The organism is Halorubrum vacuolatum, assembly GCF_900188065.1.
In the GTDB taxonomy this organism is placed as follows: Archaea; Halobacteriota; Halobacteria; order Halobacteriales; family Haloferacaceae; genus Halorubrum; species Halorubrum vacuolatum.
The window spans coordinates 23,350-35,680 of record NZ_FZNQ01000011.1 but is presented as its reverse complement, the minus strand read 5'-3'; the positions used below and the strand labels follow the sequence as shown (position 1 = coordinate 35,680).

The 12,331-nt window shown below is 64.2% G+C and carries 12 protein-coding genes; 10 read left to right on the top strand and 2 right to left on the bottom strand.

Features of this window, described 5'->3' with window-relative positions:
- Positions 1-30: 30 nt before the first annotated feature.
- Entirely contained in the window at positions 31-477 is a 447-nt protein-coding gene (locus CHB65_RS10890) for a hypothetical protein (protein ID WP_089385098.1), read from the top strand.
- Positions 478-483: 6 nt separating this feature from the next.
- On the opposite strand, the gene CHB65_RS10885 is transcribed toward CHB65_RS10890, so the two are convergent.
- Complete coding sequence (locus tag CHB65_RS10885) at positions 484-834, bottom strand: helix-turn-helix domain-containing protein (protein ID WP_179213646.1); 351 nt, start codon at positions 832-834, stop codon at positions 484-486.
- 20 nt (positions 835-854) lie between these two features.
- Positions 855-1,130, bottom strand: coding sequence for a hypothetical protein (locus tag CHB65_RS10880; RefSeq protein ID WP_089385096.1), 276 nt, complete (start codon positions 1,128-1,130; stop codon positions 855-857).
- A 173-nt stretch (positions 1,131-1,303) separates the two neighbouring features.
- Between CHB65_RS10880 and CHB65_RS10875 the strand changes: the two genes are divergently transcribed.
- The 9 genes from CHB65_RS10875 to CHB65_RS10835 all read left to right on the top strand — a co-directional run bounded on the left by CHB65_RS10875 (position 1,304) and on the right by CHB65_RS10835 (position 12,329).
- Positions 1,304-2,422: a DUF3179 domain-containing protein gene (locus CHB65_RS10875; protein ID WP_089385095.1), complete on the top strand. Its 1,119-nt coding sequence runs from the start codon at positions 1,304-1,306 to the stop codon at positions 2,420-2,422.
- Positions 2,419-3,030: a hypothetical protein gene (locus tag CHB65_RS10870; RefSeq protein ID WP_089385094.1), complete on the top strand. Its 612-nt coding sequence runs from the start codon at positions 2,419-2,421 to the stop codon at positions 3,028-3,030. Before CHB65_RS10875 ends, CHB65_RS10870 begins: the two co-directional genes overlap by 4 nt.
- Before the next feature lie 150 nt (positions 3,031-3,180).
- Entirely contained in the window at positions 3,181-3,657 is a 477-nt protein-coding gene (locus CHB65_RS10865; RefSeq protein ID WP_089385093.1) for a hypothetical protein, read from the top strand.
- A gap of 320 nt (positions 3,658-3,977) precedes the next feature.
- Positions 3,978-4,901: a coiled-coil protein gene (locus CHB65_RS10860; RefSeq protein ID WP_089385092.1), complete on the top strand. Its 924-nt coding sequence runs from the start codon at positions 3,978-3,980 to the stop codon at positions 4,899-4,901.
- A 122-nt stretch (positions 4,902-5,023) separates the two neighbouring features.
- Positions 5,024-8,176 carry an isoleucine--tRNA ligase gene (gene ileS, locus CHB65_RS10855; protein ID WP_089385091.1) on the top strand — a complete coding sequence of 1,051 codons (3,153 nt, stop codon included), beginning with the start codon at positions 5,024-5,026 and terminating at the stop codon, positions 8,174-8,176.
- A 121-nt stretch (positions 8,177-8,297) separates the two neighbouring features.
- Complete coding sequence (locus CHB65_RS10850; RefSeq protein WP_089385090.1) at positions 8,298-8,765, top strand: GNAT family N-acetyltransferase; 468 nt, start codon at positions 8,298-8,300, stop codon at positions 8,763-8,765.
- 83 nt (positions 8,766-8,848) lie between these two features.
- A complete protein-coding gene (gene guaB / locus CHB65_RS10845; protein ID WP_089385089.1) occupies positions 8,849-10,333 on the top strand; it encodes an IMP dehydrogenase in 1,485 nt (494 codons plus the stop codon).
- A gap of 147 nt (positions 10,334-10,480) precedes the next feature.
- Positions 10,481-11,581 carry a TrmB family transcriptional regulator gene (locus tag CHB65_RS10840; protein WP_089385088.1) on the top strand — a complete coding sequence of 367 codons (1,101 nt, stop codon included), beginning with the start codon at positions 10,481-10,483 and terminating at the stop codon, positions 11,579-11,581.
- A gap of 178 nt (positions 11,582-11,759) precedes the next feature.
- Complete coding sequence (locus CHB65_RS10835) at positions 11,760-12,329, top strand: HalX domain-containing protein (RefSeq protein ID WP_089385087.1); 570 nt, start codon at positions 11,760-11,762, stop codon at positions 12,327-12,329.
- The last annotated feature ends 2 nt before the right edge of the window (positions 12,330-12,331 follow it).

Here is a 12,331-nt window from a genome sequence, read left to right as displayed (position 1 = left end):
GGAGGATGACTGATAAACCCGAGAGTGACGATGACTGATACCGGTGAGAACGATGGCGACGCGCGCGATGACACCGACGACCCACGGCGCATCCGCTCCATCGCGGTCCATCGTGAGGACGTCGCGACCGCGCTCGAGGCGACGTTACGAACGGATCGCCACGTCGTCTTGCGTATCACGCCGCCGTTTTATCGCCGGATGCGGGCCCGGATCCACGAACGCGGCGGCGAGGACCCGACCGCCTCGGCCGGTTCGATCCACCTCGACCCGCGTACGCTCGTCGACGACGTGCCGGCATACCCGGAAGCCGATGAGACCGCACGGCGGTATCCCGATGTCGACCTCGAGACTCGGCGGGAGCGTCATCTGGAGGCGATCGAGGAGTGGCGTGTGGCGGTTCGGGAGGCCGTCGTCGATCGGATCGAGATCGATCCCGACGGCGTCAGTCACGAGATCCGCGTCGCCGTACTCGGGTGATTCGGCTCAGGTATCGAACGAATCGATCTTCTCGTGAACGTCGGCCGCCCACCGATCGACGGCGTCGTGCATCAGCTCCTTCGCCTCGGGGATCGGGGTCGGATAGTACTGATAGATGTACCCGCCACCGTCGAGGATCTTGCGGTCGCGTTCGATCAGGCTCTTTTCAGCGAGCGTCGACAGTGAGCGATTGACGTTACTCCGATCGCGATCCAGTTCGTCCGCGATCTCCGACACGGTGCTGCCGGGCATCTCGAGCAACGCGAAATACGTCCGCCGCTCGTGGGCATGGATCCCGAACACACACTCGAGGACCCGATCGAACGCCGGGTCGTCGATGCGCATGAGATCCTCCATATCCTCCGGATCCCCACGGGTCATTCGGTCCGCGACACCCCGGTTTCATCCATTCCCTCCTCCACCTTTGCGAGTTTATATCGTTCCAGACACGTCTGTAACTCCGCTTCGGTGTCGAACGTGAGGAGTTTGATCGGCGTATCACAGTAGTACGTATCCTCCCGCTTTCGGATGGCCATTCGGACCGTTTTTCCGAGCATGTCTACCTCGATGATGACACGCTTGCCGGCCTCGACTTCATCGAGGATTTCGCCGGAGGTCAGCTCCTTTCTGTCGACACGGAGAACGTTCGTCATTGGTGGGGGACGCTGTTGCAGTCGTTCATCTCGACTCGCTATCTACACGCCCATCATACGTCGACCATGGTATAAATTGGTCGCCCGTTTCACCGATATCGACCGCTCACGCTGGTGCATCGTGAACGCACAACCGCGGTATGGATATGTCTATGAGAGTGGGTCATTCACGTATGGAACGGACTCCCACGGGTGATCGCAGACGTCGCCGGCAGGTACTTGGTGGGATCGGTGCCGTCGGTATAACCGCACTCGCGGGCTGTCTCGAAGGCTCCGGTATGCCCGCCGGATCGACCGACGAGGAGGTCGATGACGACGATGCGGCCGACGTGAACGACGGTCCACCGACCGTCGAGCGCTCGATACCCGAGGCGTATTCGATCGATCGGTTGAACGAGGAGAGCATGTCCGGTGGGCCCGGTCCGGACGGCATTCCATCGATCGACGATCCGAGGTTCACCGCCGCCGACGATCCACCGGCGAACCTCGACGGGGGCGACCCCGTCTTTGGGGTCGAATTCGACGGCGAGGCGAAGGCATATCCGCAGTACATCCTCGTGTGGCACGAGATCGTTAACGACGTGGTCGGCGACGAGTCGGTGGCGGTGACGTACTGTCCGTTGACCGGGACCGCTCAAGGCTTTTACCGGGGCGCAAGCGAGTTCGGCGTCTCCGGTCGCTTAATCAACAGCAACCTCGTGATGTTCGACCGCGGAACGGACAGTTGGTGGCCTCAGATGCTTCCGGTCGGTATCTCTGGGCCCCATGAAGGCGCGTATCTTGAGGAGTTTCAGGTGATCTGGACGACGTGGGATCGGTGGCGTGATCAGTATCCCGAGACGACCGTGCTCACGGAGGAGACCGGTCACGCCCGCGACTACGGCAGCGATCCGTACGGGGAGTACAATCCTCCAAGTGGCTACTACGATAACGAGCGAACGCTGTTTCCCCCGCTGGCGTCCGACGATCGCTTCCCGAGAAAGGAGGTCGTCATCGGGGCTCGAAACGCCGATGGCGCGATGGCCGTTCCCAAAGACGCGCTCCGTGAACGGACCGTGATCGAGGGGACGGTCGACGGGACGCCCTACGCGACCGTCTATGACGAGGCGCTCGACACCGGCTATGTGTATCGAAACCCGGACGATACGTCCGTCGAGCCGGACGGGGACACGTTCCTCGTCGATGGCGAGACCCACGCGCCGGACGCGCTGCCGCTCGACCGCGAGATCGGATTCGACGCCATGTGGTTCGCCTGGTACGGCTACTATCCGTCGACGGAGGTGCACGAGTGAGCGTGGATACGCGACTCGCGGGGAAACTCCGCCCGCGGTCACGGATCGCGGAGACGGCCGCGGCGACGCGGCTGGTCCTCCGACGGAATGATTCGGTGGCGGTTGCAGGCCTCGTACTGGTCGGGTATCTAACGGCGTTTCTCTGGGCCGTCGGAGACCTCTCCGTGCGACCCGACATGCCTGCCGGATTGCTGATCGTCGACGATCCCCTGTGGCGCGTCTTCGATCGAACCGGCCCGGCGACGTTCGAGGCGATCGCTATCGTTGACACCGGCGTCGCCCGGCTGCTATTTTCGCCGGGTAACCTGCTTCTCGGCGGTTTCGTCGCCGGACTCGTCGGCCTCAACCTCGCGATGAGCTATCTCGCGGTCGTTCAGCCGGCTGCTTGCGGGCTCGGGACGGGTTCCGGTCTGCTCGCTTCCATGCCTGCCTTGCTTGCCGGCACGGTCTGTTGTGGTCCCGTGGTCCTACTCGTTCTGGGAATTCAGGCCAGCGGGCTGCTGTTGACGATGTTCACGTGGCTGTTACCCCTCGGGATCGGCCTGTTGTTCGTGAGTCTGATATACGTCGCCGGGAAGATCGACGTTTCGGGATCGGCGCACGGGTAACATCGTAATCTCTCTTGCTTGAACCGCGAGACGTCCGTCTCCCCGTGTTGGGACCCATTCATCAGTCAGTTTCGGGCCTTCTTTCGCTGTTGTGCATCTCCAACGCGCTACCGAGATACCGCTAGTACCGTATCCCCCCCACGGGTAACCATGGCATCCGAAACAGCCACCCCGACGAACACAGGGACAGGAACCGAGATCGCATCGTGGCAGGCCGGCTTGGCCGGCGGAATCGGCGGCGGACTCATCTTCGGCGTGATGATGACGATGCAGATGGGAATGATCATGGAGATGGCGATCCCGGGAATGTACGGGCTCGGGCCGTCGCTTGCCGTCGGCTGGGTGATCCACATGTTTCACTCGGTCGTTCTCGGCGTCGTCTTCGCACTGATTTTGGAACCGACGGGACTCGACAAGAAACTCGATAGCGCTCCCGCCATCGCCGGTGTCGGGCTGGTCTACGGGGTCGTCCTGTGGATCGTCCTCGCGTCGTTCGTCATGCCCGCGTGGGTCGGCGCGATGACCGAGATGGCCCCGCCCGTCCCCGACTGGAACATGCAGAGTCTGATGGGGCACGCCGTCTACGGCGTCGTGGCGGGCGTGATCTACGCGGCCCTCGCACGGTGACACCGACGCTGTAGGGGGACCGTTTTTCGTTCGTTTGACCACCGTAACGACCGCTGTACCGACTGTGAAAAATGCAGTACTGTCAGTTCTTGGTGTTTCACCGATTCCGTTGAATTCGTCCGTTTCAAGCCCCGTGTTACCGAGTTTCATGCTCGGATTCATCGACGGATTTATATACTGGAGTGGCATATTTTCAGCTACCAGAACGCCTCCGGCGCTGGTGGAATCGCACGCTGAAATGAACGGGAGTTCTCGTGGACGACTCGACGCACATCGGCGAGCCTTCGCCACGCTCGGAGCGGTGATGGAGAGATAGAAAAATGGTAACGAAAGACGAAGTCATCGAACAGTACGGCATCGAAGCAATGGAATCGGCGGACAACGTGGACCTTTCTGAAGAGGACCTGGAGAACGGCTCGAAGGGCCAGCTCATCAAACGAGCCGGCCAGCTTCGTGACCGACGGAACGAACTCAACCAGATGGCCTCCGAGCGCGCCTCCAAGCGCGACGACCTCAACGCGAAGACCCGCGAGAAGGTTGATAAGGCCCAGGAACACCGCGAAAAACGCGACGAGCTCAACGAACAGGTCCAAGAGCACAAGGACAAACGGAACGAGCTCAACGCGAAAGCCAACGAGCTGTTCGACAACGTCGAGGAGATGAAACAGGACCTCGAGCTCGGCTCGGGGAAGTCCGTCGAGGAGCTTAAAGAGGAGATCCAAAAGCTCGAGTTCCGCCAGCAGACGGAGGTCCTCTCCGCGGAGGACGAGCGCGAACTCATCGAGAAGATCGACGACAAGCGCGAGCAACTCGCCGAAAAGCAGGCGAAACTCGGCGACACCGGCGAACTCGACGAGCTCGTCGAGGAGGCCGAGGAGGTCCGTTCGGAGGCGTCGAAACACCACCAGAAGGTGACGGAGCTGGCCGACAAGGCCCAGGAACACCACAACCGGATGATCGAAGCCTACCGCGAGGCCGACGACGTCCGTGACGAGGCCGACGAGATGCACGAGCTCTTCGTGGAGGCCCAGGAGGCCGCCGACCGCCACCACGAGGACTTCGTCCGCGTCCAGAAGCGACTCCGCGAGCTCGACAAGAAGGAGGAGCGCGAGCGCAAGGACGAGCGCGCCGAGAAACGCGAGGAGGAGAAAGAGGAAGCCGAGGAGATCTATCAGAAGTTCAAGGAGGGCGAGACGCTCGACACCGAGGACCTGATGAAGCTCCAGAAGACCGGCCTGCTGTAAGGCGCCGATCACCTGCTGACCCGTTTTCATTCGGACAGACCCACGAGCGACGCGGCCGTCTCGCGTGAGAACGCCCCCGCGACTCCGTCGTATTGAAATACGCGGACGCAAACTGACGGTGTATGGAGCAGATCGACGACCAATACCGCCCCGCGGACGTCGAGTCCACGGTGGAGCGGTACTGGGACGAACACGACGCCTACGAGGCGGCCACGGAGGCACACGCCGACGACCCGCCGTTCTTCTTCGTCGACGGCCCGCCGTACACCTCCGGACAGATGCACCTCGGGACCGCCTGGAACAAGACGCTGAAGGACGCCGTCATCCGGCATAAGCGGATGACCGGCCACCGGGTGACCGACCGGCCGGGCTACGACATGCACGGGCTTCCCATCGAGGTAAAAGTCGAGGAGGAGCTCGGCTTCGAGAGTAAACGCGACATCGAGGCGTACGGCATGGAGCCGTTCATCGAGGAGTGTCTCCGATTCGCCGAGGAGAACCGCGAGGCGATGGACGAGGATTTCCAGTCGATCGGCGTCTGGATGGACTGGGAGGACCCCTATAAGACCGTCTCGCCGGAGTACATGGAGGCGGCCTGGTGGGCGTTCTCGAAGGTCGCCGAGAACGGATTGGTCGAGCAGGGGAAACGCTCGATCTCACAGTGTCCACGGTGTGAGACGGGACTCGCGAACAACGAGGTCGAGTACGAACACGTCGATGACCCCTCGATCTACGTGAAGTTCCCGCTCGCGGAACGGGAGGGGAGCCTCGTCATCTGGACGACGACCCCGTGGACGATCCCCGCGAACACCTTCGTCGCCGTCGACGGCGACCTCACGTATCAGGCCGTTCGCGCCGAGCGGGATGGCGACGAGGAGGTGCTTTACATCGCCGCCGAGTGCGTCGAGGACGTCCTGAAGGAGGGCCGCTACGACGACTACACCGTCGAGGACGAGTACACCGGCGAGGAGATGGTCGGCTGGGCCTACGACCACCCGCTCGCGGATCGCGTCGCGGAGTACCCGGACTTCGAAGGTGCCGGACAGGTCTACACCGCCGAGTACGTCGAGGCCGACCGCACCGGGCTCGTCCACTCCGCGCCCGGACACGGTGAGGAGGACTTCCATCGCGGTCGCGATCTGGGCCTCGAGATCTTCTGTCCCGTCGAGCCGAACGGCGAGTTCACCGAGGCGGCGGGACCGTACGCGGGCACGTTCGTCCGCGACGCCAACGAGGCGATCATCGCGGACCTCGAAGCCGACGGCCACATGCTCGCTTCCGGCACGGTGAACCACAGCTACGGGCACTGCTGGCGCTGTGATACCGGCGTGATCCAACTCGTCACCGACCAGTGGTTCATTTCGATCACGGACGTGAAGGAGGACCTCCTCGCGAACATGGAGACCTCCGAGTGGTACCCGTCGTGGGCGCGTGACAACCGGTTCCGCGACTTCATCGAGGACGCGCCCGACTGGAACGTCTCCAGACAACGCTACTGGGGGATCCCCATCCCGATCTGGGTACCGGAGGACGCCGAGCCCGGCGCGCTCGATGACGAGATGATCGTGATCGGGAGCCGTGAGGAGCTGGCCGAACGCGTCGAAGAGGAGATCGATCCGGGGACGATAGACCTCCATCGCCCGAGCGTCGACGGCCTCACGATCGTCGAGGATGGAACTACCTATCGGCGCGTGGAGGACGTCTTCGACGTGTGGCTCGACTCCTCGGTCGCCACGTGGGGAACGCTCGGCTATCCGGGCGCGGATGAGGCGTTCGACGAGCTGTGGCCCGCTGACCTGATCATCGAGGCGCACGACCAAACGCGCGGCTGGTTCTGGTCACAGCTCGGCATGGGCACGGCCGCGGTCGGCGAGGTCCCCTACGAGGAGGTGTTGATGCACGGCTTCGCGAACGACAGCGAGGGACGCAAGATGTCGAAGTCCGTCGGCAACATCGTCACGCCGCAGGAGGCCATCGACCGTGTCGGGCGCGACCCCCTCCGCACGTATCTCCTGAGCCACGACCAGCAGGGCGTCGATCTCGCGTTCGAATGGGAGGGACTCGGCGAGATCCAGGGAAAACTCAACATCCTCTGGAACGTCTTCCGGTTCCCGCTCGAATACATGGCGCTCGACGGCTACGACCCCGCGGCGGCGACCCTCGAGGACGGGGAACTCGAAGTCGTCGACCGGTGGGTGCTCTCACGGCTCCAGTCGGTGGAAGCGGACGTCGCGGACGCGTGGGACGACTACCGCGTCCACGACGCGGTGAACACCGTGTTGTCGTTCATCACCAAGGACGTCTCACGGTTCTACGTGAAAGCCGTCCGCGACCGGATGTGGGAGGAGGCCGACTCCGCCTCCAAACGCGGCGCGTACGCGACGCTCTCGACCGTGCTTGCGGAGACGATCCGTCTGCTCGCGCCGATCGCGCCGTATCTGACGGAGCGGATGTACCAGCGGTTCGACGGCGGCGCGACGACGGTCCACGCGCTGTCGTACCCCGAACCGGATCCGTCGCTGCGCGATGCGGAGCTGGAGCGCGATATCGGCGTGCTTCGGGACGTTGAGGAAGCGGCCGCGAACGCCCGTCAGCAGGCCGGCCGAAAGCTCCGCTGGCCCGTCCCCCGTGTCATCATCGAGACGGACGATCCGGCGGTCGCCGACGCCGTGGAGAACTTGACGGCGCTCATCGCCGACCGGGTGAACGCCCGGGAGGTCGTCGTCACCGACGTCTTCGACGAGTTGGTCGAGCGCGCACGGCCCGTGATGGCGGCCATCGGCCCCGCGTTCGGCGGCGAGGCACAGGAGGTAATGACGGCCGTGCAGGGGGCCACCCGCGAGGCGATCGAAGGCGGCGAGGTGCGGGTGAACGGCGAGCCGATCGAACTCGACGAGGACATGGTCGAGTACGTCGCGGAGCCGCCCGAAGGTGTCTCGGGAACCGATTTCGACGGCGGTACCGTCTATGTCGACGCCTCGCTTACCGACGAGATCGAGTCCGAGGGCTACGCACGGGACGTGATCCGCCGGATCCAGGAGATGCGCAAGGAGTTGGACCTCGACGTCGAGGCACGGATCCGTGTCGGCGTCGAGATCGACGACGACCGCGTCGCCGGCTTCATCGAGGAGCACGCCGACCTGATCGCCGGTGAGGTCCGTGCCGACGCCTGGCTTGAGGCGCCGGACGCCGCCGAGGGTACCGACAGCCTGATCGAGCGCTGGGACGTCGAAGACGTGACCGTCAGGCTCGGCGTGGAGCCGGTCGCCGAGTGACGAGCGATCGGGGAGCACTTTTGCGAATAGTCGATACACGCATCCGAGTGAATACGTCTCTCCCCCGACGCTCTTTGCCCCGCCCAAAAGGTATAGGCGGCGTCGCGGTTTGGATCCGAACATGCGCGTTCGACCGGCATACCCGGACGATGCCGAGCGGTTGCGTGCGGCGGTCGCACGGTCCCGAGGGGAGTCGGTGCTTGCGGACGCCGACCTCCCGCCGCTCCCCGCCTCGCCCGCCAGCGTTCGTGAGGCGGCCGGCGAGGCCGACTGTTCGTTCGTCGTCGAGGAGAACGGCCAACCGGTGGGTATCGCCATCGCCCATCCGGACGAGGACGGCCGGGAGGCCGAACTGCTGGCGCTGTGGGTCCATCCCGAACGGTGCGGACGCGGTGTTGCCGACCGGCTGTTAACGAGGGTCGCAACCGCGTTGACCGAACGGGGGATCGCCCGGGTCCGGGTGACCGTCGAGTCGGACATACCCGGTGTGGCTGCGTTTTATCACGATCATGGGTTCAGCGAACGCGACTCGGAAGCGCGTTCCGAGGGGCTCTCCGTACTCGTGGCCGAAGTCAGCTCGCTCCGTTAACATCAAGCACGGAGGGTCGGTATTCCTCGCACTCGTCCTCGCCGACTCGCAATCCTTTTGAGCGGGGCCTGACGACGGTTTACATGGCGAGCGATTCCGGACGATTTTCGGCGAAACTCGAGGTGCCGGAGGCGTTGACTTTCGATGACGTGCTGTTGCGACCCATGGAGAGTCGGGTCGAGCCGGACGACGCGGACCTCTCGACCCGCGTCTCGAGAAACGTCGATCTGAACGTCCCCGTGCTCTCGGCGGCGATGGACACGGTGACCGAAAGCGACCTCGCGATCGCGATGGCCCGTGAGGGGGGCCTGGGCGTGCTCCACCGGAACATGACCGTGGAGGAGACCGTCGCGGAGGTCGAGCGGGTCAAGCGGGCACACGAACTCATCATCCGGCGTGAGAACGTCGTCACCGTAAGCCCGACGGACACGATAAGCGAGGCCGACGCGACGATGGAGCGTGAGGGTGTCTCCGGTGCCCCCGTCGTCGACGACGACGACGTCGTCCTCGGGATCATCTCCGGGACCGACATCCGTCCATACCTCGAGGTCGGCGAGGAGGACGCGGTCAGTGAGGCGATGACGGACGAGGTGATCACCGCCTCCGCGGACATCGACGCGCGCGGCGCACTCGAGTTGATGTACGACCACAAGATCGAACGGGTACCGATCGTCGACGACGATCGGCTCGTTGGATTGGTCACGATGGGCGAAATCCTGAGGCGGCGCGAGCACGAGAACGCCGCACGCGACGAGGACGGTCGCCTGCTCGTCGGTGTCGCCGTCGGGCCGTTCGAGGAGGAGCGCGCGGTCGCCGCGGACGAGGCGGGCGCGGACGTGCTCTTTATCGATTGTGCCCACGCGCACAACCTCAACGTGCTCGATTCGGCGGCGGAGATAAAAGGCACCGTCGAGGCGGACGTCGTCGTCGGCAACATCGGGACACGGGAGGCCGCGGAGGCCGCCGTCGAGTTCGCCGACGGATTAAAAGTCGGGATCGGTCCCGGGTCGATCTGTACGACGCGGGTCGTGAGCGGCGCGGGAATGCCACAGATCACCGCCGTCTCGGAGGTCGCGGACGTCGCGAGCGACCACGACGTGCCGGTTATCGCCGACGGCGGGATCCGCTACTCGGGCGACGCGATCAAAGCGATCGCCGCGGGCGCGGACGCGGTCATGCTCGGGTCGTACTTCGCGGGAACCGACGAGGCTCCGGGTCGGGTGATCACGATGCAGGGGAAGAAGTACAAACAGTACCGCGGGATGGGCTCCGTCGGCGCGATGCAGTCCGGCGGGGGCGACCGCTACCTGAAGGACGCCGACGAGGACGAGGAGTTCGTTCCCGAGGGCGTCGAGGCCGCGACGCCGTATAAAGGGAGCCTCGCGTCGGAACTGTACCAGTTGACCGGCGGGATGCGTTCGGGGATGGGGTACGTCGGCGCGCACACGATCCCGGAGGTCCACGAGCGTGCGCGGTTCGTGCGCGTCTCCAGCGCGGGACAGACCGAGGGCCACCCCCACGACGTAATGATAACCGACGAGGCCCCGAACTACAGCCCGACCGAGTGAACGAGAGGACGGCCGAACGAGCACCGACGCGCCGGCCCAACGAGTACCGACGCGCCGGCCCAACGAGCACCGACACGCCGATCCGGCGAGCCGAAAGCGGACTGCCCCGAACACAGGGATTAAGCCGACGGTGACCGTGATATGGGTATGGATTCAGCCGAGCTGCGTGGCGTCCTGCGGGACGCCGGGCTCTCGAAATACCAATCGCTAGCGTATACGACGCTTTTGGGATTGGGGACCGCGAGCGCCACGGAGCTCGCGAACGCCAGCGACGTACCGGCCGCGCGGATCTACGACGTACTCCGTGATCTGGAGGACCGTGGCTACGTCGAAACATATGAAAGCGATAGCCTCAGGGCCAGAGCGGGCAACCCAGCGGAAGTTCTCACCGACCTCCGAAGCCGCTCGGAGCGGCTGACGGCCGCGGCCGAGGAGATAGAACGCCGATGGGAGGCACCGGCACTCGATCACCACCGAGTCGATATCGTCAAGCGGTTCGAAACGGTCTTTGAGCACGCTGCGAGCGCGATCGAGGGAGCGACGACCGAGGTCCAAGTCGCGGTCACCCCCGAGGGATTCGAAACGTTGCGCGACTCGCTCGCGACCGCGAAGGCGAACGGCGCGGTGGTCAAGGTATCGATACATACACAGGATGAGACCGCGAGCCTTCCGACCGGCTACGAGGATGCGGCGACCGAGATCCGCCATCGAACCCTTCCGACGCCGTTCGTCGCGATCGTCGATCGAACGACGACCTGTTTCGCCCCGCATCGCCGGTCGATCAACGAATATGGAGTGTTGGTCGAGGATTTTTCCCTGACCTACGTCTTCCGGTGGTACTTCGATACGAGCCTCTGGGAGGTCTGGGACGTCGTGTACGATGATCGGGCGACGGATCCACCCATCGTGTACGCGAACCTCCGCCGGTTCGTCCGTGACGTGCAACCGTTGCTCGCGGAGGGATTCGCCGTCGAGGCGACCGTCGAAGGCTCGGAGGTCGGAACCGGTCGGGCGGTCACTGTGGCCGGCGAGATCGTCGATGTGGTCTACTCGGGCGATTCGCGGGCCGACGGCGAGATCCCGATCGGCCAGCTCGCCGGACAGGTGACCGTCGAGCTTGACGACGGGGAGCGCCGTGTGTCCGTCGGCGGGTGGGGGGCCGTCGTCGAGGACGTCGAGGCAACCCGGCTTACCATCACCGGGATCGACGATCCGACGGACGTCGCCGTGGGAGGGATCGATGCGTGAGGCCGACGGTGCGCGAGTATCCGTGGAGACCAACCCCGCGGTCGGGGTACCCACGTGTTCCGGATCGCGGAGATGTATGCCGGCACTGGTCGAGGACGGCGAGCGATGAAGGGGTATTTTCATATAGCGTGCGCCGAGATAATGAGTGTGAGCGAGTCCGTCGCCCGTTCGGTGACATATGAATGAGCATCCTCCGCTGATCCTCGTAGTCGAGGACGAACGAGATCTCGCAGACCTCTACGCCGCGTGGCTCGGCGATGACTACCGTGTCCGGACGGCTTACGGCGGCCAGGAGGCGCTCGACCAACTCGATCCGGACGTGGATGCCATTCTCCTCGACAGACGCATGCCCGGGCTCTCCGGCGACGAGGTGCTCGTGGAGGTTCGCGAGCGCGGCATCGACTGCCGTGTCGCGATGGTGACGGCCGTCGAGCCGGATTTCGATATCCTCGAGATGGGCTTCGACGACTATCTCGTCAAGCCCGTGACGAAGGAGGCACTCCGTGAGACCGTCGAGGGACTGCTCCGTCGCGGGAGCTACGATGCCGGCGTCCAGGAGCTGTTCTCGTTGACCTCGAAACGCGCGGTCCTCGAGGCCGAAAAGAACGCGAGCGAACTCGCGGACAACGAGGAGTACCAGCGACTAACCGAACGCATCGAGGAGTTACGCGCGGATCTCGATCGGGTCCTTTCGGAGGTCGACGAGCACGACGAGTTCGAACAGCTGTTTCAGGGATTCGACGGCTGAGC

Excerpts from the sequence above, each read along its gene's own strand:
- CHB65_RS10890 (WP_089385098.1), top strand. The coding sequence starts at position 31 with ATGACTGATACCGGTGAGAACGATGGCGACGCGCGCGATGACACCGAC.
- CHB65_RS10885 (WP_179213646.1), bottom strand. The coding sequence starts at position 834 with ATGGAGGATCTCATGCGCATCGACGACCCGGCGTTCGATCGGGTCCTC.
- CHB65_RS10880 (WP_089385096.1), bottom strand. The coding sequence starts at position 1,130 with ATGACGAACGTTCTCCGTGTCGACAGAAAGGAGCTGACCTCCGGCGAA.
- CHB65_RS10875 (WP_089385095.1), top strand. The coding sequence starts at position 1,304 with ATGGAACGGACTCCCACGGGTGATCGCAGACGTCGCCGGCAGGTACTT.
- CHB65_RS10865 (WP_089385093.1), top strand. The coding sequence starts at position 3,181 with ATGGCATCCGAAACAGCCACCCCGACGAACACAGGGACAGGAACCGAG.
- CHB65_RS10860 (WP_089385092.1), top strand. The coding sequence starts at position 3,978 with ATGGTAACGAAAGACGAAGTCATCGAACAGTACGGCATCGAAGCAATG.
- ileS (WP_089385091.1), top strand. The coding sequence starts at position 5,024 with ATGGAGCAGATCGACGACCAATACCGCCCCGCGGACGTCGAGTCCACG.
- CHB65_RS10850 (WP_089385090.1), top strand. The coding sequence starts at position 8,298 with ATGCGCGTTCGACCGGCATACCCGGACGATGCCGAGCGGTTGCGTGCG.
- guaB (WP_089385089.1), top strand. The coding sequence starts at position 8,849 with ATGGCGAGCGATTCCGGACGATTTTCGGCGAAACTCGAGGTGCCGGAG.
- CHB65_RS10840 (WP_089385088.1), top strand. The coding sequence starts at position 10,481 with ATGGATTCAGCCGAGCTGCGTGGCGTCCTGCGGGACGCCGGGCTCTCG.
- CHB65_RS10835 (WP_089385087.1), top strand. The coding sequence starts at position 11,760 with ATGAATGAGCATCCTCCGCTGATCCTCGTAGTCGAGGACGAACGAGAT.